18 protein-coding genes are annotated in these 20,588 nt (G+C 52.2%); 17 read left to right on the forward strand and 1 reads right to left on the reverse strand.

Annotated features, from left to right (window positions below):
- Positions 1-13: 13 nt before the first annotated feature.
- On the forward strand, positions 14-1,036 hold the full coding sequence (locus tag BG52_RS00340) for a zinc-dependent alcohol dehydrogenase family protein (protein ID WP_036585571.1): 1,023 nt from the start codon (positions 14-16) through the stop codon (positions 1,034-1,036).
- A 116-nt stretch (positions 1,037-1,152) separates the two neighbouring features.
- Here BG52_RS00340 and BG52_RS00345 read toward each other — a convergent pair whose 3' ends face one another.
- Positions 1,153-2,388 (reverse strand): ABC transporter substrate-binding protein, encoded by a 1,236-nt coding sequence (locus tag BG52_RS00345; protein WP_190287424.1) that lies wholly within the window; start codon positions 2,386-2,388, stop codon positions 1,153-1,155.
- Between the two features lie 254 nt (positions 2,389-2,642).
- Here BG52_RS00345 and BG52_RS00350 point away from each other — a divergent pair, with 254 nt between their 5' ends.
- The 16 genes from BG52_RS00350 to BG52_RS00425 all read left to right on the forward strand — a co-directional run bounded on the left by BG52_RS00350 (position 2,643) and on the right by BG52_RS00425 (position 20,538).
- The gene (locus tag BG52_RS00350) at positions 2,643-4,184 is read left to right on the forward strand and encodes a response regulator transcription factor (RefSeq protein WP_036585573.1); all 1,542 of its coding nucleotides are present in this window, start codon (positions 2,643-2,645) and stop codon (positions 4,182-4,184) included.
- Between the two features lie 29 nt (positions 4,185-4,213).
- Positions 4,214-5,956, forward strand: a complete 1,743-nt coding sequence (locus BG52_RS14675) for a sensor histidine kinase (protein ID WP_051587701.1) — start codon at positions 4,214-4,216, stop codon at positions 5,954-5,956.
- Between the two features lie 144 nt (positions 5,957-6,100).
- The gene (gene xylB / locus BG52_RS00360) at positions 6,101-7,600 is read left to right on the forward strand and encodes a xylulokinase (protein ID WP_036585576.1); all 1,500 of its coding nucleotides are present in this window, start codon (positions 6,101-6,103) and stop codon (positions 7,598-7,600) included.
- 62 nt (positions 7,601-7,662) lie between these two features.
- Positions 7,663-8,733 (forward strand): NAD(P)-dependent alcohol dehydrogenase, encoded by a 1,071-nt coding sequence (locus BG52_RS00365; protein ID WP_036585578.1) that lies wholly within the window; start codon positions 7,663-7,665, stop codon positions 8,731-8,733.
- A gap of 247 nt (positions 8,734-8,980) precedes the next feature.
- Positions 8,981-10,018, forward strand: a complete 1,038-nt coding sequence (locus BG52_RS00370) for a Leu/Phe/Val dehydrogenase (protein WP_036585581.1) — start codon at positions 8,981-8,983, stop codon at positions 10,016-10,018.
- A gap of 165 nt (positions 10,019-10,183) precedes the next feature.
- Positions 10,184-11,002 (forward strand): shikimate 5-dehydrogenase, encoded by an 819-nt coding sequence (locus BG52_RS00375; RefSeq protein WP_036585583.1) that lies wholly within the window; start codon positions 10,184-10,186, stop codon positions 11,000-11,002.
- Positions 11,003-11,029: 27 nt separating this feature from the next.
- Positions 11,030-11,296, forward strand: coding sequence for a hypothetical protein (locus BG52_RS00380; RefSeq protein WP_036585586.1), 267 nt, complete (start codon positions 11,030-11,032; stop codon positions 11,294-11,296).
- Positions 11,297-11,362: 66 nt separating this feature from the next.
- Positions 11,363-12,835, forward strand: coding sequence for a sensor histidine kinase (locus tag BG52_RS00385; RefSeq protein ID WP_036585589.1), 1,473 nt, complete (start codon positions 11,363-11,365; stop codon positions 12,833-12,835).
- A gap of 171 nt (positions 12,836-13,006) precedes the next feature.
- A complete protein-coding gene (locus BG52_RS00390; protein WP_036585591.1) occupies positions 13,007-14,311 on the forward strand; it encodes an ABC transporter substrate-binding protein in 1,305 nt (434 codons plus the stop codon).
- 90 nt (positions 14,312-14,401) lie between these two features.
- Positions 14,402-15,328, forward strand: a complete 927-nt coding sequence (locus BG52_RS00395; RefSeq protein ID WP_051587702.1) for a carbohydrate ABC transporter permease — start codon at positions 14,402-14,404, stop codon at positions 15,326-15,328.
- A gap of 17 nt (positions 15,329-15,345) precedes the next feature.
- Positions 15,346-16,176: a carbohydrate ABC transporter permease gene (locus BG52_RS00400; protein WP_036585593.1), complete on the forward strand. Its 831-nt coding sequence runs from the start codon at positions 15,346-15,348 to the stop codon at positions 16,174-16,176.
- Between the two features lie 30 nt (positions 16,177-16,206).
- Positions 16,207-17,850 (forward strand): response regulator transcription factor, encoded by a 1,644-nt coding sequence (locus tag BG52_RS00405; RefSeq protein WP_144340684.1) that lies wholly within the window; start codon positions 16,207-16,209, stop codon positions 17,848-17,850.
- A 115-nt stretch (positions 17,851-17,965) separates the two neighbouring features.
- Positions 17,966-18,739: a Cof-type HAD-IIB family hydrolase gene (locus tag BG52_RS00410; protein ID WP_036585597.1), complete on the forward strand. Its 774-nt coding sequence runs from the start codon at positions 17,966-17,968 to the stop codon at positions 18,737-18,739.
- 146 nt (positions 18,740-18,885) lie between these two features.
- Positions 18,886-19,086 (forward strand): hypothetical protein, encoded by a 201-nt coding sequence (locus BG52_RS00415; RefSeq protein WP_036585600.1) that lies wholly within the window; start codon positions 18,886-18,888, stop codon positions 19,084-19,086.
- Between the two features lie 20 nt (positions 19,087-19,106).
- The gene (locus BG52_RS00420; protein ID WP_036585773.1) at positions 19,107-19,655 is read left to right on the forward strand and encodes an ATPase; all 549 of its coding nucleotides are present in this window, start codon (positions 19,107-19,109) and stop codon (positions 19,653-19,655) included.
- 151 nt (positions 19,656-19,806) lie between these two features.
- Complete coding sequence (locus tag BG52_RS00425; protein WP_051587704.1) at positions 19,807-20,538, forward strand: GntR family transcriptional regulator; 732 nt, start codon at positions 19,807-19,809, stop codon at positions 20,536-20,538.
- The last annotated feature ends 50 nt before the right edge of the window (positions 20,539-20,588 follow it).

Below are 20,588 nucleotides of genomic sequence, written 5' to 3' on the forward strand. Positions count from 1 at the left end.
GGAGGAATATGAAATGACGGACAGAACCATGAAAGCGCTCGTGATTGAGGAGCCGCGTAAAGCGGTCGTGAAACAGATGCCTTACCCGAAGCCAGGACCGAATGAAGTGACCATCAAGGTGAACAGCGTCGGCATTTGCGGCACGGATGTTCATATTTTTGAAGGCGACTTTATTTCCGAGTATCCGATCATTCCGGGACATGAGTTTTCCGGCACAATTGCGGAGCTTGGCGAAGGCGTTACAGGCTGGCGGATCGGGGATCCGGTCAGCGCGGATCCGTCCTTATTCTGCGGCTCTTGCCAATTCTGTCTGACGAACCGCGGCAATCAATGCGAGAATTGGGGAGCGCTCGGCAATACGACCTCCGGCACGATGGCCGAGTATGTCGCTGTTCCGGTCAAAAATGTGGTCAAAATGCCTGAAGGAATGTCCTTCTCGCAGGCCGCGTTCATTGAGCCGCTCGCTTGCGTCGTGCATGGCATGAACCGGCTGCAGGTGAAGGCGGGGGACCGGGTTATATTGTTCGGGGCGGGCGCCATGGGGCAGCAGCTCGTGCAGGCAATCGCCAGATCGGGCGCCTCGGAGCTGGTCGTTGTCGACGTATCGCAGCAGAAGCTGGACATAGCTTGCAAGTATGGCGCGACGAAAGGGGTTCTGAGCCGGGATCTGGGCGAGGAGCTGTCCAAGGAGAAATACCCGTACGGCTTCGACATCGTGGTCGATGTCACAGGCATTCCGGCCGTCATCGAGCAGGCGTTCGACTACATGGGACCGACGGCGAAGTTTCTGCAGTTCGGTGTGACGTCGGAGAACGCCAAGGTGCAATTGAGTCCTTTCAAGCTGTATAACAAGGACTGGACGATCATCGGCTCCATGGCCATCAACAATACGTTTATTCCGGCTTACCATTGGCTGAAGGACGGCAGAATCGAAGTCAATCACCTCGTTTCGAAGCAGATTACGCTCGAGGAAACGATCGACTTCTTCAATTCTCCCCGGGATCCGAATCACCTGAAAATACAAATCAAAATCTGACCGGACTTTCTCGGGCAGGACGAAAACATGCAGAACGGTCAGTTTAGGCAGGCAGCCTGACTGACCGTTCTGGCATTTGACGGCCGTACCCCGAGGCGGTGCGCCGGCTGCCCCGTTTATCCCGATTGGTCCAGCATGGTATCGATTTTCGGTTTTAATTCATCCAAGCCCTCCCGGGCGCTCGAATACTCTCCGTTGACGATTTTTCTTAACGTTCTGGCCCATTCGTTCGCCGTATCGAAAAAGGCAGGCTGAGGGGTGAACAAGACTGCGGCGTTCTTCAAATGCGAATCCAGCGTTTGCGCAAAACCGTCCGCCCGGCCGATCAGCTTCAGATAGTCCTTGTCCTGCAATACCGATTTGCGCGCCGGATGAACGACGTTGGCATTCATCGCGGCCCATTGAATAAATGGTTTCGAGCTGAAGTATTGCATGAACAGCCAGGAGGCCTTCTTGTTGTTGGACGCATTGTTCATGCCGAGCCCCCAGGCCCAAAGATTCGATGTGACCGGTTGGTTCAGATCGGACAGCGGAGCCGGGGTCCAGGCGATATTCCCCGCTTCCTTGGAGTAGCCTTCGACATTCTGGATATACGAGTTAATGTCCGCATCGAAAAGCATGGCGACTTTGCCGGAGCCCAGGGCGGCGCCCGCCTCGTTCCATGGATTCTGCTGCCAGGAGCTTGCGGAGGTGCATTTGTGGACGAGGTCTACCCATAGCTCGGTGGCCCGGACAGCCTCGTCCGAGTTGACGGCTGAGCGCAGCTTGCCGTTCTCCGACACTAGGTCTTTGGCGCCGAAGTTTATATAAGTCGTAATGAAAGAAGTCGATAGGCTCGTCCATTTATCGGAGATCCGCAGCGACAGCCCGTCGATGCCGCTGCCGCTGAGCGCTTCGCACCCGTTCATCAGCTCGGACAGCGTTGAAGGCGGCTTTAGCGCATACTGCTCGAAAATCCGTTTGTTGTAGGCGAGGGAGTTAAGCTCGAAGCCGATCGGGACTGCCCATTGATAGCCGGTTCCGACCGGATCGCCGGGCGTCAGATTCCATTTCATCGAATCGAAGACCTTCGGCTGGAAATCCCGGAAGTCATAACCGGGTATGAGCAGGGCGGGATCGGCCAGCATCTCGTCCAGACTCTGCATCAGCCGCTTCGAGGCATGCTCCCAAATATAATACGTTCCGGTCATAAACACATCCGGAGTGCCCCGGCGATCGTTGAGCGCCAGATCCAATTTGTCGATATAATAGTCTTCCGGCGTTATGATATAATTTACTTGGATACCGGTCAAACTCTCGAAATCCCGAAGTTTCTGCACGATTGCCGCCGAATACGGGTGCTGATTGAGCATGACGTTGATCCGTTGGCCTTCGAAGGCTCGCCAATTGTATTCAGGCTCCGGCTGCGGCCGCGGCTGGCATCCCGCAATAAAAACGAGTAAACATAAACTGGCGAAAACCGAGAATCTGAGGAAACCTGAGCCGAGCACCAAACACAAACCTCCCAAAAAAGAGAAATCGCTTCCACGAATCATTTCATTATAACGCACTAGGTTTATTATATATAATATTTCATTTCTCGGCACCATTGGAGGTAACTTTAACGATGAAAGTGTTAATCGTCGACGATGAATTTCTCGTTCGAATGGGGCTGAAATCGATTATCCCCTGGGAAGAAAAAGGGTTCACCTTGCTGGGCGACGCCAAAAACGGCGCCGAAGCGATTGACATGTTTAACGAGACGCAGCCTGATATTCTGTTGACCGACATCTCGATGCCGTTCATGGACGGGCTGGAGCTGATCCGTATTCTAAAAGGGAAGAGCCCATCGTTAAAAGTCATCATTCTATCCAACTACGACGATTTCAAATATGCGCAAAAGGGCATTCAGCTAGGGGTCAATGAATACATCCTGAAGCATGAAATTTCGCCGGAAAAGATTTTGGCGGCGCTTGAAAGTGTTACCGGGCCTGCCGGCGGCAGTGAATTCCCGGCCGCCGCGGCCGGCAGGAAAGACTATAGCACGCAGCTGTATCACCTGATGGTTAAGGATAATCTTTCCGAACAGGAAAAGGAAGACGTTCTTAATACCTTGAAAAAAGATTTACAAGGCAGCTATTTTACGGTGATCTCCATGCTTCTGCAATTCAGCGGAACGGAAGCGGATTCACGTGATCTGACGAGAGAAGAAACCATTGAGAAGTTGGCGCTGGAAACGCTGAAGGGCAAGGATTTCCAGGTTTTTTCCCTCCTGCGAAAAAATGAAGTCCTATTTATTGTGAACACCTCCGAAGCCGGCGGGATAAACGAAAGAATCAAAAAGATGATGCACACCGTCAAAAATAATACGAAGCAGTTTCTGAACCGGAACCTGTTTATCGGAATCAGCTCAGCCGGCGGCGGTCTCGAGGAGCTGCGCATGCTGTATGAGCAGTCCAAAACGGCACGGGAACAGAGCTTTTTCTCCAATGATATCATGGTCTGCTCCGAGGAACGGGTCATGGAGCAGGACAACGGCGCGCTCCCGCGCCTCGACATGGAGCAGCTGAATAAATTGGTCAAATTGAAGGACACCGGCCGTGTCGAGAAGTTTCTGCTGGATGTGTTCGACATCCTCTACAACCTGCAGAGTGTAGCCGCCGTGCAGAACATATTCCAACGTTTGATCAAGGATAATGCGGAGCTGTTCGCCGCGAACAACCTTATTCTGAACCAGCAATCTTTCGGCGATTTTTCTGGCTTTGAGGATGTCCGGCAATATGTCATCGACGTATACAAAAAAAATTGCCTGCATAACGAGCGCAACATTCATTCCGTCCATATTACGAAGAGCATTCATTACCTGAAAAAAAACTATAGCGACAATATATCGCTGTCTCAGCTGGCCGATTATCTGCAAATTAACAAAAGCTATTTGAGCCTGCTGTTCAAGCAGGAAATCGGCGTGAATTTCACCAATTACCTGAACAACATCCGCATCGAGAAAGCGAAGGAGCTGCTGCTCCATTCCAATTACAAGGCCTATGAGATCGCCAAGCAGATCGGCTTCGACAATCCGTATTATTTCAGCAAGGTGTTCAAGGAAACGACGGGCATGAACTGTCAGGAGTTCAAAAGGACATCCGCATCGCTCGGCCATGACAGATAAGCGATCAACCTACAAAAGCAGGTGTTAGCTTGATACAGAAACGAATCTTTCTCTTTATCTCTTCCCTGGTTGTGCTCCTGCTGATTTCGATCAGCATCATTGTTTATGTTTATTTTTTTCAAACGATGAGAGAGAAGGAGATCGACAGCGCGGTCCGTTATTCCAACGGCACGAAGCAAAGCGTTGAGCTCATACTCAGCTTTATGAATAACACGGTCAATTCCATAAGCAAAAACAGCACCGTGATCAAAGAACTGAGCGGCGAGTTTTACAGCAGCGAGGAGGAGGCGCAGAACTCGCGGACGATTGTACATTCGCTCCTGAGCAATCTCGTTTCGATCCACGAATATATCCGCAAAATCGAAATCATCGGTAACCGAGCGGAGGGCAAATATTACAGCACGATCACCGGAGAGGTCGAGGGGCGCATTGCGGAGCGCAATGCGGAGATCGACGAGAAGCTGAAGGGCTGCTATAAGGATGCAGGGGACACCTATTATTTTTTGTGCGTGAGCGGCAACGTTATCTCGTTCGTCGTCCCCATTTTTCAGCCGCAATCGGGCTATCGGATCGGATTTCTGGTGATCGATATCAACCGGTCGTATCTGGAGGAGATCGTCGCGACGACGACGGGCGGCGCCGATGAGAAGGTGCTGATCGTCACGGCGCAGGACGAGACCATCCTCAGCTACCCGTACACCGCCAATTTAAGCGGCATCACCGAGCAGTATCCGCAGCTGTTGAACCTGGAGCAGACGCAGATCAACGGGAAGATTTTCGGCAAGGAAAGCATTATCGTCTCCGATTCCATCAGCTACAGTAATTGGAGAATCGTGCGCATGATCGATACGGCCAAAATCAACGAGTCGATGAACCAGTTGGGACAAATCGGGCTGCTCGCGCTGCTGCTCTCTCTGATCATCTCGTCCGTGGCATCCTACCGCCTGTCGATCTACTTTACCAAACCGATTATCGAGCTGAACAGAAAGATTAAGCAATTCGAGAAGGGCAACATGGAAACCAGAATCGATATTATCCGCAGCGATGAATTGGGCCAATTAAGCAACTCCTTCAACAAAATGGTCGTCAAGCTGGATACGTTGCTGAAAAGAACGATCGAGGAGGAGCAAAAGAAAAGCGAGATGGAGTTCGAGCTGCTGCAATCGCAGATCAATCCCCACTTTCTGTACAATACGCTGGATTCGATCAGATGGCTTGCGGTCATTCAAAACGTTGAAAATATCGGCCATATGACGACATCGCTGATCCAGCTGCTGAAATACAGCATTTCGCACAAGGGCCGCATGGTGACCCTGTCGGAAGAAATCAGCATGATCAAAAATTATATAACGATCCAGAAATACCGGTACGGCGATATTTTTGAGGTGGAGTTCGACATCGAGGATGAGGCCAGGGACTGCCGTGCCTTGAATCTGATCCTGCAGCCGCTGGTGGAGAATGCGATCTATCACGGGATGGAGTCCAGGGAAGAAGGCGGCGTCATCCGAATAGAGGCGTATATCCGCGACGGCGAGCATCTGGAGATCAGCGTCGTCGACAACGGTTTGGGAATGGACGAGAATGAATGGCGGAGCGGAGCGGGCGTTACGAAAAAAATGCATACCGGAATCGGCCTTAAAAACGTCGAGGAACGGATCAAGCTGTATTTTGGCGAGCAATACGGCTTAACCATCAGCAGCAGCATCGGTGAAGGCACCAAAATGACGATTGTGCTCCCCAGGCTTTACGAGGACAGCGCTGCCGCCAACTGAACCGCCGCCGCGAGCCTGTTAAAAGAGTGTAAAAAGAAAGCTTAAAAAACTTAAAGATAATGCATTTCTATTGCGCAAATCTCTCGATACAATTGAGGAAGAACAGTAATGTAAGCGGTTAAATGGGCAGGGGGAGCATCCGAGTTGAGCTTATTGATGGGGATTGACCTGGGGACCTCAAGCGTAAAAGCGCTGCTGATGGATGTGCACGGCAAGACGTACGGCATCGCGCAGCAGCATTATGATATCGACGTTCCCCGTAAGGATTGGGCGGAACAGTCGCCAGAAAGGTGGTGGACCGCCACTGCCGATACGATCCGCAAGCTGTTCGCCGAAACGGGCGCCAATCCGAATCGTGTAACCGGTTTAGGCTTGTCCGGCCAAATGCACGGACTTGTGACGCTGGATGCGCAAGGAACGCCGGTCAGGCCCGCTATCATCTGGTCGGATCAAAGATCCAAAAAGCAGGTTGCCCGCATCAACGATATGCTGGAGCGGATGAACCTGACCGGGGAAACGATGAACAAGGCGTCGACGGGTTTTGCGCTTTCGTCCCTGCTGTGGATCAAAGAGAATGAACCGGAGCATTACGCGGCGATTCGCAGCATCGTTCTGCCGAAGGATTACATCCGCTACAAACTGACAGGACGCATCGCTTGCGAGGCTACGGACGCTTCAAGCTCGCTTGCTTTCAACACACGCGGCAGGCAATGGTTGTATCCGCTGATCGAAGCGCTGGGCATCGCGGCCGCTTTGTTCCCCGAATGCCGGGAGCCGTTCGAGATCGCGGGCGAAATAACGGCGGATGCGGCATGGGAAACCGGGCTGCGCACCGGGACATCCGTCGTTTACGGCGGCGCCGACCAATGCATGCAGGCGGTCGGCAACGGGGTCGTTGAACCCGGCCGGATCATTTCGAATATCGGTACAGGGGGCCAGGTCGCCGCAATGGTGGCCGATCCGGTTTACGATCCGCAGTGGAGGATGAATTCGTTCTGCCATATTCACCCGGGCTCATGGGCGATTCAGGGCTCCAACCTCAACAGCGGCCTTGCGTTGAAATGGCTGAAGGATAATGTGCTGCAGGCGGCGGATTTTAACGGCTTAATGGAGATGTGCGCCCAGGTGGAGGCGGGAAGCGAGGGCGTGCTTTTTCTGCCGTATTTGATCGGCGAACGGACGCCTCATATGGATGCCGATGCCAGAGCCGGCTTCCTCGGCATGACCTTGAGACACCGGACGGAGCATTTGGTGAAAGCGGTTCTGGAGGGCGTCGTCTACGCCCTTCGGGACTCGCTGGAACTGATGGAGGAGCAGGGTATCCGGGCAGGGCAAGTGATCGCCTCGGGCGGCGGCGCAAAGCACCGCTTATGGCTGCAATGCCAGGCGGATATTTTCGGCAAGCCGGTTTATACGACCAAGGTGCAGGAGGAAGCATGCGTCGGCGCGGCCATCGTGGCAGGAACCGGAGTCGGCGAATATCGGTCCGTACGCGAAGGATGCGGGCAGGTTGTTGCGCTCGACGAACGGTATTACGAGCCTGATCCGCGCAATCAAGAGCTGTACGACCATTACCACGGACTGTTCAAACAGATTTATTTGAGAAACAGGGAGCTTTTTAAAAACTGGACAGTGAATGCTTAGGCCGTTTCCATGATAGACAAGATCGATCGCCAATCTCATAAAAAGAAGGGAATTGAAAAACTATGTCTACGAACCAGCCGACTCAAACGATGAAAGCCGCCATCATGCACAGCACCCGTGAAATTCGGATCGAGGAGCTGCCTGTTCCGCAAATCGGCCCCGACGAGGTATTGATTAAGGTCATAGCGGTCGGGATTTGCGGCTCCGATCTGCATTATTATTCGCATGGCAGAATCGGCAAATATGTGGTCGACAAGCCATTCATTCTCGGGCACGAGTGCGCGGGAGACGTTGCGGCGGTCGGCGCCGATGTCAGGCGTTTCGCTGTTGGCGACCGGGTGGCGGTGGAGCCCGGCGTTACCTGCGGGCGCTGCGCCGCATGCAAGGAAGGCCGGTACAATCTTTGTCCGGACGTCGAATTTCTCGCCACCCCGCCGTTTGACGGCGCGTTCGTGCAATATATCAAAATCCGCGAGGATTTCGTGTTTCCGATTCCGGACAGCCTGTCCTACGAGGAGGCTGCGCTTGTTGAGCCGTTCTCGGTCGGCATCCATGCCGCGGTGCGGACGAAGCTGCAACCCGGCTCGACGGTAGCGATCATGGGGATGGGGCCTGTCGGCTTGATGGCCGTCGCCGCCGCCAAAGCGTACGGCGCCTCCACCATTATCGCAACCGATCTCGAACCGCTGCGGCTCGAGGCGGCCAGGCAGATGGGCGCCACCCACATCATTAACGTGCGCGAACAGGACCCGAACGAGGCAATCAGGACATTCACGAACGGTCGCGGAGTCGACGCCGCCTGGGAAACGGCGGGCAGCCCGAAGGCGCTGCAGTCCGCGCTCGGCTCGCTGCGGCGGGGCGGAAAGCTCGCCGTCGTCGGGCTGCCGGCGCAGGATGAAACCCCGCTGAACGTGCCGCTAATCGCCGATAACGAAGTCGATATATACGGTATTTTCCGGTATGCCAATACGTATCCGAAGGGTATCGAGTTCCTGGCCTCCGGCATCGTCGATGCCAGCCGGCTCGTGACCGACAAGTTTGCGCTCGAACAGACCCAGGAAGCGATGGAGCGGGCGCTTAACCAGAAGAGCGAGTGTCTGAAAATCGTCGTCTATCCCAATGGTTTGATCTGAAACGAAACGCCGGGCCCGCCAGTGGGCTGTTCCATAAGAGCACAATTGAAGTCAAATGATAAAACCTCCAAAACCACGCTGGAAAGCGGTTTCGGAGGTTTTTCTTTTTGGGGAAGCGAGACTGCCGTTCTGTCGTGAATCGGCCGCTTATTCCGGTCATCTTTGGCCAGTGCCGCCGAATAAGATAAATGAACCCGATTTCCGCCGGTCTCATGGGATTGCCGGAACATCCAGAGGAGGGCTAGGCATGGATTTGTGGAAATCGATCGTGACGGATGGATTCGAACAGCTGCTGTTCATTCAAGACCGTCCCAGCGGATTAAAGGCGGTCATCGCGATCCACGATACGACGTTGGGACCCGCCATGGGTGGCTGCCGGTTTTGGCATTACGGTTCGGAAGAAGAGGCCGTGTCCGACGCGTTGCGGTTGGCCAAGGGAATGACCTATAAATGCGCCATCTCCGGACTTCCATATGGGGGCGGGAAGGCAGTTGTCATCAGACAGCCCGGCCAGAGCGGGAATGAAGCGGCCTTTCGCGCCCTTGGCCGAATCATAAATCGGCTCGGCGGCCTTTATATTACCGGCATGGATCTGGGGACGACCGTCAGGGAAATGGACTGGATCAAAGCGGAAACCGATTATGTGACGGATACCGCGGGCTCGCTGGGGGCGGCCGGGGATTTCACGGCAAGGATGACCGCTTACGGCGTTTGTCTCGGTATACAGGCCTCGCTTGAAGAGGCGTTCGGATCGGATGAGCTGCGGGGCCGGACGATTGCCGTACAAGGATTGGGGAAGGTCGGTTATTTCGTATGCCGTTATTTGCATCGGAAGGGAGCGTGCCTGCTCGTCACCGATCTTCATACCGGCCTTGTTGAAAAGGCCGTCAAGCAGTTTAACGCGATCGCCGTCGAGACGGACGACATCTACCGGCAGGATTGCGATGCATTCTGTCCCTGCGCGTTGGGCGGCATTATCAACGAGCGCACCATTCCGCAGCTGAGATGTCGGATTGTGGCCGGCGCTGCCAATAACCAGCTGGCGGAGCAGCATCACGGCGACATGCTGCACCGGAACGGGATTTTGTACGCTCCCGATTATGTGATCAATGCGGGCGGCATTATCGTCACGGCCGCAGAAATCGCCCACCGAAGCGGCGAATATGCGCGAAGGCGGGTAATGAACATCCGGAATACGTTGAACAGCATCTACCGCTGCGCCGACTCGCTTGGCATATCTTCCTCCGAAGCCGCAAACCGATTGACGCGGCAGCGGCTCGGATAGGAGCCCCCGTTCTTATCACGCTCGCAGTTGGTGCAAGCCTCCCGCAATAGCGAACAGGAAAAACTCCTGCTATTTTTGCCCGGATGCCACTGCCGGTCAGCGATAGGCTTTTATTCCAGCGCGTGCTAGAATGATGGGGATAATCAAATCACGCGGGGTGGATGTATGCCGAGAGAAATCAATAAAGATACGCTGCTGTGCATGTCATTGGCGGGAAGACCGGGCAATTTCGGAACCCGTTTTCACAATTATTTATACAATGAGCTGAATCTCAATATTGTCTACAAAGCGTTTACCACGAACGATTTGCAGGCCGCAATCGGCGGGGTGCGCGCGCTCGGGATTCGCGGCTGTGCCGTGTCGATGCCCTTCAAGGAGGCTTGCATTCCATTCATGGATGAAATGGACGAATCGGCGTCTGTCATTCAATCCGTCAATACGATCGTCAATACCGACGGACGGCTTCGTGCATACAACACCGATTACATCGCGATCGCTCAGCTGCTCGACACGTATCAGGTATCGCGCGACTCCGTATTCGCCTTGCGCGGCAGCGGGGGCATGGCCAAGGCCGTCGCAAGCGCAGTGCGAGATGCCGGGTTCCGCACCGGGTACATCATCGCCCGTAACGAGACGGCGGGACGCGAGCTGGCGCAAGCCTGCGACTACGAGTGGAAAAGCGAGGTAAGCGGCATCGAGCCGGAGCTGATCATCAATGTGACGCCGATCGGCATGGCGGGAGGCCCCGAATCCGAGGAACTCGCATTCGCACCCGAGGTGATCGACAAGGTGGAGACCGTATTCGACGTGGGGGCGATTCCCTCGGAAACGCCTCTGATCCGTTATGCCAGGACGAAAGAAAAAAAGGTGATCACCGGGGCGGAAGTCATCGCGCTTCAGGCATTGGAGCAATTCGTGCTCTATACCGGCGTGCGCCCCGAAGACGAGCTGGTCCAAAGGGCTGCAGAGCACGCTCGTTCCTGATCGATGAAACGGCGGTTTCTGACCTCATTGTCAGCCGTCAGTCTAAGAACGCGGCTGACGTTGTCGTTTATCGCGCTGATCATCCTTTCGATTACCGTCATGGGCATCGGCTACATCAGGAAAAGCTCCGAGGTGATTTTGTCGAACGCCAGCCAAACCTCATTGGGTCTGGTGAAGATGAGCAACCAGTCTCTCGAAGCGAAATTGGCGCGGGTTGAGCAAAGCGCCATCAACATGCATTTGGATGAGGAGCTGTTTCAGTTTGTCAACGCAACCGATCTGAAAGACAAATAATTAAGCAACGAGAATGACCGCAAAATTACGCGAATTCTGCAAAAATATTTTCCCGCGTCGGAGGATATGTTCTCGGTCAATTTGGTTACAAAGGACTTTACGTTCGGTCAAAATCCAAACTTCTGGATTCCGAAAACGGATTATGCCATGTCGAATATTTATAAGACCGGTCAACAATCGGTTGAGAATACGTCATGGATTCCCACCTATGATTTGCTGGAGCAGTTTTTTTCCGCCGCTCCCTTGTCGCCGGACAAATATCAATATGTATTTACCGCTACCCGACTGATCAATGTTTCAACGATCCGGAATAATTTACTTCGGCAGATGGATAAGAACATCGAACGCCCGATTCTGATCGTTAATTTTCAAGAATCGATGATCAAACAGGCTTTCAAGGAAAGCCTGTCGGTTCAAGGTTCTTATTACCAGGTATTTACAGAAGACGGTGCGGTGGTCTCAAGCTCCGCTGCGGCGGACGACTCGCCTGCTGCAAGCCTGGACTGGATCCGTTACGCGATGTCCAAGGGAAGCGGCACCGAATATATCAACATCAACGGTCAAAAAATGGTCGTAAACTTCGATCGGATGGATGTAACAGGATGGCTATCGGCTGTTTACATCCCATACGACAATCTGCTGAAGACCGTCCCGAACATGTTTGCTTATACGATGTATTCCATGGTCATCATCATCGTCTTGTCGATCGTGCTCGCTTCTTTTATTTCGGGAAGAATTACTTGGCCGTTAAAAAAGCTTTTGCGCGGAATCAACCGGATCGGGGAAGGGAACTTCAACACCAGAATCGAATCGTCCGGCATGCCGGAAGTCAACGTCATCATTCATAAATTCAATCAGATGAACGATAAAATTCAAACCTTGATCGAAGAGAACTATGAGACCCATCTGAAAGAAATGGAAGCGGAGCTGAAGGCGCTAAATTTTCAATTCAATCCCCACTTTCTGTATAACACGCTGAACATTATTAATTATTTGGCGATCGAGAACAAACAAGCCTTGATCAGCAATATGCTCGTGGAGTTATCCGAGATGCTGGAATATACGGCGCAGGACCCTGGTCTGGTCCATTTCGGCGAGGACGTAAACTACTTGAAAAATTACGTGTTCATCATGAACCACCGGTTCGAGGGGAAATTCACGGTTACCTATGACATCGACCCTGACCTGTACCAATATACCGTACCGAAGTTTTTTCTGCAGCCTTTTATAGAGAATGCTTTGATTCACGGACTTGAGGAAATGGAGACGGGCGGAGAAATCAACGTTGCCGGACGGATGGAGAACGGGCTAAGAATTTTTTTCATTACGGATAACGGGAAAGGCATGCCGGAGGAAACGATCCGGCGCGTGCTTGAAACGGGCGACGATCACGGCGGGTTCGGGAAATCGATCGGAATTACAAACGTGAACCAGCGGATTAAAATGCAATACGGCCGTCAGTACGGTGTGCAAATCGCATCGCAGAGAAATAAGGGAACCGCCGTTACTATCGTGCTGCCGCTCATCCGACCCGAATAGGCAAGAGGGTTGCCCAACCCTTCTTGCCTATCGTTTTGTCATACAAGCTCCCCTTGAAATTGTTTTCAGTGTAAAAGTCCACTTATTTACGATTTTTAGAGTAGGATGGCGCGTGCGGTTTCTTTTATGATGAAAGCGTAAACAAAATCATTGAAAGCGAGGAACCGTTTTATGAAAAAGGGGATCATCGCCGCTTTATTGGCCGTATCGCTGCTGGCCGGATGCGGCACGGGAGGACAAACGAATAATGACGGGCCGGAAGGGAACGGCGCCGCCGAAACAGGCAGCGAGCTGGTGGAGCTTGCCTACTGGCGGCCGCAAGCGGGCGAGGAAGAGGACAATGCCTATGTACAACGGGTGGAGGCATTCAACAAAGCTTATGAGGGTAAAATCAAGCTGAATATGGAGGTTATTACGAGGGGCAATTCCTTCGCCTATGAGGATAAAATTAACGCGGCCGTCGCTTCCAACACGCTGCCCGACGTGGTTGCGCTTGACGGGCCGAACGTGGCCAACTATGCCGCATCAGAAATCATCATCCCGTTGGATGAGTATTTCACGGAAGAGGATATGAACGACTTTGTGCCGTCGATCGTCCAACAGGGCAGCTACCAGGGCAAGTTTTATGCACCGGGGCTGATCGAGTCGTCGGTGGTGCTGTTCTACAACAAAAAAATCATGGATAAATACGGGATTACGCCTCCCGACAAAATTGAGAATGCCTGGACCTGGGATCAGTGGTACGACGTCATGAAGCAGACGGCAAAAGACGGCGTTTTCGGAACGAACATGATTAACGATAAAGGCGAGTGGATGACCTATGCGTTCGAGCAGTTCTGGATTTCGAACGGCACGGATATCGTCAATCCGGAGGGGACCGAAGCCGAGGGCTGGGTCAACAGCGGGCAAGGCATCGAGGCGGCGTCTTTCCTGCAGAAGCTGGCTAACGAGAAGCTGTTCAATATCGACCCGAAGCCGACGGAATTTGAGGAAGGTAAAGCGGCGACCAAGCTTGGCGGTCCGTGGAACATTCCGGGGTTTAAAAATTATCCGGACCTTGAATGGGGCATCACTTACTTCCCGAAGAAAGCGGGCGGCACGCAAACCGCGCCTTCGGGCAGCTGGGCGGTAGGGGTCTCGGCGAACAGCAAGCATCCGAAGGAAGCGGCGGAGGCCGTGAAATGGCTGACCAACAAAGACAGCTCCGTTGTGCTGGCGAAGTCGATCAGCATGCCTGCTAACCGCAAATCGGCTTATGAAAGCTTGCCGGAATACGATGAATTGCCGCTTCGCGTCATTAAGGAGCAAGTAACGACCGTTTCCCGCGCAAGACCGGTAACCCCGGCTTATCCGGTACTGACGCAAAAGTTTGCCGAGGCATTGACGGACATCATGATGGGAGCCGAAGTGAAAAAATCGCTTGATAGCGTCGCAGCCACCTATGATGACGAATATAAACGAAACTTCGCCGAATAGGTGACCGTACCGGGTGAATGGCGGCGGCGAAGGCATAACCTTTATGCTTTTCGCCGCACCGTTCATTCCGTTCGGGGAAAGGGAGAAGAGATGCAAACCGCAGCTTCAACGAAGGCGCTTAATCAAAAAAGTGAATCGGCCTCCTTGGGACGGCAGAAGCGAAGAGAAACCGTTGCAGGCTATGCTTTCATTACACCGGCCGTCATTTTACTCATTGTTTTTCTGGTACTGCCTTTTCTGTTCGCGATCCTGTTCGGCTTCACCAAGTTCAACCTGCTGCGGCCCGATAAAATCCAGTTCATCGGTTTTGAAAATTACAAGATTCTGTTCCAAGACAGCCTTTTTTATAAATCGCTGTTCAACACGCTGTATTTTACCGCCATCGTCGTTCCCGTCCAATGCGCGGTTGCGCTAATGCTGGCGCTGTTGGTCAATCATCGGCTAAAGCTGCGGAACGCGTATCGGATCGCTTATTTCAGCCCGGTCGTCACGTCGATGACCGTTATCGCTATCCTGTGGATTTATCTCTACAATCCGAACGAAGGATTAATCAATTCGGCGCTCAACTTTTTCGGCATTCCGAACCAGCCTTTTCTGAGAAGCGCAAACCAGGCGATGCATTCGATTATTTTCATGTCCGTCTGGCAGGCGGCGGGTTATCAGATGATGATATTTCTCGCCGGACTTCAGGGAATACCCGGTGACTTAAATGAAGCATCGTCGATCGACGGGGCGAACAAATTCCAGCAGCTGCGGTTCATTACGCTCCCCAGCTTATATAACGTAACGGTATTCGTCCTGACGATTACGACGATTCAGGCGGTAAAGCTGTTCGTGCAGCCGTACATTATGACGAACGGCGGTCCGGAGAATTCGACAAGGACGCTTGCCCTGCTCATCTACCAGCAAGGCTTCCAGTTCAGGAACGCGGGCTACGCCTCGGCCGTGTCCGTCATTTTTTTCCTCATCGTCGTGTTCATCTCATTCTCCATGAAAAAATTTCTGAGAGATAAATAGCGGGAGGACCGATACTCATGACAGACCGCACCGTAAAGCTGCTGCTAAATCTGACGAATATCGTCATGTCGATTTTGTTCATTACCCCCTTGCTGTGGATGGTCGTTTCGTCGTTTAAACCGGAAACCCGGATTTTTGCGGATCTGAGCTCGATAAAAGCGTTGCTTCCGCTGAACTTTACATTGGATAATTACAAAGCGGCGTTCGACCGGATTCCGATGATGAAATATTTGAATAACAGCATTTTTTACGTGTCGGTCATCGCGATCAGCGGGTTGGCGGTCAATTCGATCTGCGGCTATGCGCTCGCCAAGCTGCATTTCAAGGGCAGGGAATTTATTTTGTCGGCGGTCATTGCGCTTATGATCGTTCCGTTCGAGAGCATCCTGATGCCGCTGTATTTCATTGTCAACAACCTGCAGTGGGTCGACACATGGCCGGCGCTGATCGTGCCTTTCGTAGCCAACAGCTTCAGTATTTTCATGTTCCGGCAATTTTTTATGGACATTCCGAACGAAATACTGGAGTCGGCTTCAATCGACGGCTCGTCGCCGATGAAGACATTCGTTTCGATTGTCGTCCCTTTGTCCGGACCCGTTTTTGCAACGGTGTTCATTCTTGATTTCATCAGCCATTGGGGCGACTTCATGTGGCCGATCCTGGTCACGACGGGCGAATCGCTGCGAAATGTCCAATTGGGCATACAGACCTTTTTTACACTGCCGCCGGTATTCTACGGGCAGATCATGGCGACGCTGACGTTCACTACGGTGCCGATCATCCTGCTTTTCCTGCTGCTGCAAAAGTATTATGTGCAAGGGATTACAAGCTCGGGCATCAAAGGCTAAGCGGTTTCACCATTACGATTGATATGGCAGGTGAGTCCTATCCTGAACAAAATAATGGTCGTCGATGATGAGGCTATCCAGCGAAGGGTGCTCGGCAAGATGATTCGCGAGGTGCTGCCCGAATGCGAGGTCGTTGAGGCGAGCAACGGCAAAGCTGCCCTGGAGCTGGTGAAGACCGATTCGATTGAAGTCGTTATTACGGATATCAAGATGCCGATCATGGATGGCTTCGGATTTATCGAGCGCATGAATAAAACCGCGGCCGGAACGAAAATCATCATTTTGAGCGGCTTCCGCTATTTTGAATACGCCCAGAGAGCCGTACGGCTCGGCGCTTTTGACTATTTGCTGAAGCCGGTGAAGGAAGAAAGCATTCGCCGTTTGCTGCAGGAGGTCGCGGAAAGCATCCGTACAGAAAAAATGCAGGCCATGGAGCACGAAACGATCAGGAAGAAGCTGCACAGCAGCCAATCCGTTTATTATCAGCACATGCTGCAGGAATGGACAAGCAACGGCCTCTCTGGGGCCAGGCTGCAGGAGCTGCAGGGCAAATTTTCGTTCGGCGGCGCCGGAGCGGTCATTGTGACGAAAATCGGCGGCGCCGGAACCGGGGATCTATCGGCGGCCAGGATGCAAGACATGAGGAACAGCATGCTAGCCGGCCTGGAGCGGCAGATGGGTTCGGGCGGAAGGGCCGTATCTTTTTTTCCCGCGGAAAACAAGCGGACAATGGTAACCGTGTTGACGGCGGAGCTGCCTTCCGAAGTGTCGGCGGGAATTCGGACGGATGGCCTGGATGCGTACAGCCGGGCGTTGTCCGGGCAGTATGACGTTCCCGTTACGGTAGGGGTGGGCGGGATACACGGCGATTTTCTGAGCAACGCGAAGATTTCCTGTAAAGAGGCTTTGGAGGCGGCCGGGTTTCGTTATTTTCTGAAGGACGAGAACGTGATTTTCCACACCGGCGTTTCCGGCAGGATCAAGCCGCTGCGGTGTGATTTTCTGAAAGATGAAGAACTGATAAAAGAGCATATCCGGACAATGAAACGGGAAGCTCTCTCTAAATATACGGAGGAACTGTTCGAACGCATTGTGGAGACCGGTCTGCCCCACCCCGACCAGTGGGCGAAGGCGATTGTCCATATGGCCTATCATATAGCGCCGGTTATCAAGGATTTCGTCGGCGATGAGGATTATGAGCGGGGGCTGGAAGATATTGAGAGAAGGCTTACGGCCTGTCACGACTACGCCGATTGCCGAAAACAATTTCTGGAGATTTTAGAACAGTTCATGTATGTCATCGACAGCAGCCGTACCAGGAAGCATGAAATGATCATTGAGAAATGCATCGCCTATATCGACGCTTATTACGCGGAGGATTTGTCGCTGGACGAAGCGGCGCGCCAGCTTTATTTCAGTCCGAACTATTTAAGCATGCTGTTTAAAAACCGTCTGGGTCTAACGTTTACGAAATATTTATCCGAGGTACGGCTTAAAAAGGCGGTCGAAATGCTCGAGAACCGCGATATGAAGGTGTACGAGATCGCCGCCGAGATCGGGTATAAGGACGAGAAATATTTTTACCGTGTGTTCAAAACTAAATTCGGCGTCACGCCGGATGAATATCGCAAGCAAAACAAGTCTATCGAAGCTCCTTTTGCGGGAGAGCGATAGGCTTTTTTGTATGCAAGTGTTAGAATGGTGGGAACGGGATGAGCTGCCGCGATGCCGAAGCTGCGGGCGCCCGGTCTTTTGTGTTCCGCATAGATAGAGGGAGTGGTGAAAGGGTATGGCGCGCAAAATGATTTTTTTTGACATCGACGGCACGCTTCTCGACCATGACAAGAGATTGCCGGCATCGACGAAAGAAGCAATCGGACAATTGAAGCGGCTGGGACATGAGGTGGCGATCGCGACGGGCCGCGGGCCGTTTATGTTCAAGGACATTCGGGACGAGCTGGAGATCGATTCTTTCGTCAGCTACAACGGTCAATATGTGGAATGGAAAGGCAAGCCGCTTTTTGTCAACCCGATACAGACCGGGCTGCTGCAGCAGCTGACGGAATACGCGGATGAGAAGGGACACCCGCTTGTTTATATGGACATTAAGACGATGAGAAGCAGCAGGGAGTACCATGTCCATATCGAGGAGAGCATCTCCACCCTGAAGGTGCCCCATCCTGCGTACGATCCGGAGTACTTTCGGGACAGAAGCATTTTTCAAACCCTGGTTTTTTGCACGATCGGGGAGGAGTCGAAGTATCGCGAGCGGTTTCCGGACCTGGATTTCATTCGGTGGCATCAATTCTCTATGGATGTGCTGCCTCTTGGAGGCTCGAAGGCGAAAGGCATCGAGGAAATGATCGGCGCGCTCGGCATCGACAGATCGGACGTTTATGCATTCGGCGACTACCTCAACGACATTGAGATGCTCCAATTCGCGGGGACAAGCGTTGCGATGGGAAATGCCCCGGATGTTGTGAAAAAAGCGGCCGACCACGTTACGAGAGACGTCGGCGACGACGGCATTTGGTACGGCTTGCGCATGGTCGGGCTGCTGTAAACAGTTCTGTTTCCAGTGAAAATAAATCCCGCCTGATGCGCATTATTGTGCAATAAAGGGAGCAGCATCACTGCAAATGTCTGCAACTCTGTATTGAATTATGCTGTATAATAAGAAAATAACAGCTTTGAAACTTAGGGGTGAAGATGGTGGCCTTAAAAACCGGTATCGAGCTTGAGGAAATTTTCGATAAAGCCCATCAAACTGTAAAGAAAAAAGCTAAGGATGCGGGCGCTCCCCTATATTATATGCACACTGGCAAACGGATCAGAGAAGATGCGAATGGACAAAAATTTGTTATTGTTTTAGATGCGGATGGTAACGTAATTGAGTATAAACTGAATTAGAGGTGTCGAGGGTGCCGGAAATGTATGTTTTTGCCGGTTGCAACGGTGCGGGAAAATCCACCCTGATCGAGCACTTCGGCGGTGATTATGAATTTATAATTAATCCCGACCAGATAGCCAAACAAATCAATCCTATTGATCCACGCAGTGTTGACCTTTCCGCGGGTAAAGAGGCGGTAAAATTGATTCGAAACTGTTTAGAGAAAGAGAAGACATTTGCGATGGAGACCACGCTTTCCGGTCAATATGTGATCCGCCAAATGAACGCGGCAAAGAAGGCCGGTTACAAGGTGTTTCTTTATTATATCGGGCTGCAGGATGTTCAGATGCATGTGGATCGCATACGTACACGGGTAAGAGAAGGCGGACATTTTATCGCAACAGAGGACATTATTCGTCGCTATGATCATTCTTTGGCAAATTTGCAGGGTGCAATAAAAGTAGCTGATGTAGCCATTGTTATTGATAATTCGGGCGAAAAATATGAGTTGTTGCTTGAGATTCACAATGGTGAAATCAAAAAACAGTCGAAGATACTGCCGACATGGTTAAAAGTACTGGAAATATGAGCGACGTAACGCTGTTAAACCAAAAACCCTTGAAACGGCCTGGACGGCAGCTTCAAGGGTTGCTTCTGCGCACTTGACGAACGCTTTCATTCCGTCTATAATTTGTCATAACAACATAACAAATTAGCTCTCGTTAGGAGGAGGTGAAACGATGCCGCTGCTAAACCGTTCCAACCGGATACCGCTGTACATTCAATTAAAAGAAGAGATTATTGAGAAAATTGAAGAGGGCAAATGGAAACCCGGCGATGCGATTCCGACGGAATCCGAACTCCAAAAACTTTACAAAATCAGCAGAATCACGGTTCGGCAAGCATTAGGGGAATTGGTCTCCAGCGGTACCTTGTCGCGAATCCAAGGCAAAGGCACGTTCGTTGCGGATCCGAAACTGGAACCCATCCGGCCGGCTTTGACAAGCTTTACCAAAGACATGGCCGAGCAAGGGAATCGGACGAGTTCCCGCGTATTGAATTTTGACGAAGTAAAGGCGACCGACAGGCTGAAACGGATTTTCAAAAATCCGAATCTCGATATGCTTCAGGTGTTGGAGCGGGTGCGATTGGTTGACGGAGTGCCGGTAGGCATTCACAAAAGTTACCTGAATCTTGGCGTTCTTCCCGGCATTAACTTGGAAAAGTACGATTTGGTTCAAGGATCTTTGTATGAAGCGCTTCGTTCAGAGGGAGCGGTGATGGGGCCTGCGGAAGAGACAATCGAAGCCGGCCAGGCAAATGCCGTTGAGGCCGATCTGCTGGATATCCCGGCAGGGTCACCCGTATTGCTGATCAACCGGACGACTTATCTGAAGAGCGGGGATGTCTTCGAGCACGTTAAAATGGTGTACCGGGGCGATAAGTACAAATACTCCGTCAAATTGAGTTAGTCAAGTCCTTCAGGTTCACGAGACGGTCGTTCAGCCACCAGCGATCCGGA

Source organism: Paenibacillus darwinianus (assembly GCF_000598065.1).
Lineage (GTDB): Bacteria > Bacillota > Bacilli > Paenibacillales > Paenibacillaceae > Paenibacillus_I > Paenibacillus_I darwinianus.